Here is a 2,311-nt window from a genome sequence, read left to right as displayed (position 1 = left end):
TATGGTCAGCCAGTACCGTTAGGGACGGTGGGTGAATTGTACATTGGCGGTGTCGGTGTTGCCCGGGGTTATCTCAATCGTCCTGATCTGACTGCGGAACGCTTCCTGGCTGATCCGTTTAGTGATGTGCCAGAGGCGCGGATGTACCGAACCGGGGATTTAGCCCGCTACTTGCCGGATGGCAATCTGGTGTTTGCAGGCCGTAATGACCAGCAGGTTAAGATCCGCGGTTTTCGCATTGAACTAGGGGAAATTGAAGCGCGGCTGACTGAATACCCTATGGTGAGTGGCGCACGGGTACTGGTGTTGGGTGACGGGCAGGATAAACGTTTAGTTGCCTATGTGGTAGCAGAAGCCGATGATGGGCTGGCCGCCAGCTTGCGTGACCATCTGAGTGATATTTTGCCCGATTATATGGTGCCGGCGGCGTTTGTCCGTCTGGATGCCTTTCCGCTGACGCCGAATGGCAAACTGGATCGCCGGGCGCTGCCAGCCTTGGATCAGCATGCTTTTGCCCATCAGGTTTACGAAACACCACAAGGCGAAATTGAGACAGCATTAGCGACTATTTGGTGTGAATTGCTGGAGGTTGAACAGATCAGCCGGCACGACAACTTCTTTGCTCTCGGTGGTCACTCGCTGCTTGCGATACGGATGATTGAACGTTTGCGGCGTATGGGGTTAGGCATCTCGGTACAAACGTTATTCCAGCATTCGACACTCAGTGTTCTGGCTCAGTCTCTGGCTCAACATCGTGAAATCCCGGTGCCTGACAACGGCATTACACCGGATACGGTTGTGTTGACGCCGGAAATGTTGCCGTTGATTGATCTGACCCAGTCTGAGATTGACCACATTGTTGAGCAGGTACCGGGTGGGATTGCCAATATTCAGGATATCTATGCTCTGTCCCCGCTACAGGATGGCATTTTGTTCCACCATTTGTTGGCAAATGAGGGTGACCCTTATTTACTGATAACCCAACAGGCTTTTGCCGATCGGTCTTTGCTGGAGCGATATCTGGCGGCGGTGCAACAGGTGGTTGATCGCCATGATATTTTGCGTACTGCCTTTGTTTGGTCTGGTTTGTCCGTGCCGGCGCAAGTGGTCTGCCGTCAGGCACCGTTGTCAGTGACGGAACTGACTTTAAATCTGGCTGACGGTCCGATCAGTGACCAGTTGTTCCAACGTTTTGATCCGTGCCGGTATCGCATTGATTTGGGGCAGGCGCCGTTGCTGCGTTTTGTGGTGGTACAGGAAACTAATAGTCGTTGGATCCTGTTGCAACTGTTGCATCACCTGATTGGTGACCATACCACACTGGACGTGATGAACCACGAAGTACAGGCCTATCTTGCCGGGCGGGCAGAGAGATTGCCCGCGCCGACACCTTTTCGTCATCTGGTGGCGCAGGCCCGGCTGGGGGTGAGTCAGGCAGAACATACCCGTTTCTTTACTGACATGTTAGCTGGGGTGGATGAACCGACGTTACCGTTCGGACTGACGCAAGCACACCATGACGGTTCACAGGTGACGGAATCACACCGGATGCTGACGGCCGGGTTGAATGACCGTTTACGTCGTCAGGCCCGGCGTTTGGGTGTCAGTGTGGCGGCGCTGTGTCATGTGGCTTGGGCGCAGGTGTTATCGCGTACCAGCGGGCAGGTGCAGGTAGTGTTTGGTACCGTGCTGTTTGGGCGTATGCAGGCAGGTGAAGGCGCTGACAGTGGTATGGGGCTGTTTATTAATACCCTGCCGTTGCGGTTGGATATGGATGAAACCCCGGTGCGGGACAGCGTACAGATTGCCCATAGCCGGCTGGCGGGATTGCTGGTGCATGAACATGCTTCACTGGCACTGGCTCAACGTTGCAGTGGGGTAGCCAGTGGCACACCGCTGTTCAATGCGCTGTTGAATTACCGGCATAATACGCCGCCGGTCACTGCGGATGAAATCATGAGCGGCATTGAATTCCTTGATGCGCAGGAGCGGACCCATTATCCGTTTGCTCTGTCAGTGGAAGATTTTGGTGACGCCTTGGGGTTGACGGCTCAGGTGGTACAGCCGTTTGATCCGGAACGGTTATGCGGCTATATGCAACAGGCGCTGGCAAGTTTGGTGAATGTGCTTGAACAGGCTCCTGAGACACCAGTACGGGCGCTGGAAATTCTGCCGGAAGCGGAGCGTACACTGTTGCTGAAAACCTGGAATGTCACGGAACCCGGGTCTTCTGATGCATTGTGTATCCATCAGCTGTTTGAACAACAAGTGCAGAAAATGCCGGATGTCACAGCATTAGAATATCAAACAC

General features: G+C 54.2%; 1 protein-coding gene. It reads left to right on the top strand.

What is annotated here, in order from left to right; all coding sequences use genetic code 11:
* Positions 1–2,311, top strand: a 2,311-nt coding sequence (locus C5470_RS21645) for a condensation domain-containing protein (protein ID WP_166291848.1), incomplete at both ends; no start/stop codon positions are given.

Source organism: Photorhabdus stackebrandtii, from assembly GCF_011189495.1.
Lineage (GTDB): Bacteria > Pseudomonadota > Gammaproteobacteria > Enterobacterales > Enterobacteriaceae > Photorhabdus > Photorhabdus khanii.
This window is presented reverse-complemented; position numbering and strand designations above follow the sequence as displayed.